Source organism: Seonamhaeicola marinus, from assembly GCF_008085455.1.
The window spans coordinates 1-328 of record NZ_VSDQ01000370.1; the positions used below are offsets into that span (position 1 = coordinate 1).

The 328-nt window shown below is 31.4% G+C and carries 1 pseudogene; it reads left to right on the forward strand.

Annotated features, from left to right (window positions below):
* Window positions 1–328: pseudogene (locus FUA24_RS04980) on the forward strand (ABC-F family ATPase); the annotation flags it as partial.

Consider the following 328-nt stretch of genomic DNA (forward strand, 5'->3'; position numbering starts at 1 on the left):
GTGATCAGATTTTAAATGTTGAAGCTTTAGAAGCTTCAATTGATGGCGAATTGCTATTTAAAAACATAGATTTAAACCTTAATAAAGGCGATAAAGTTGTTGTTTTTTCTAGAGATTCTAGAGCTACTACTGCTTTTTATCAAATTTTAAATGATAAAGAAAAAGCTGATAACGGAACTTTTGCTTGGGGTGTTACTACAACACAATCATACTTACCGTTAGATAATAGTGAGTTTTTTAAAAACGATTTAACTTTAGTTGATTGGTTGCGCCAATGGGCAAAAACCGAAGAAGAACGTGAAGAAGTTAATATTAGAGGCTTTTTAGG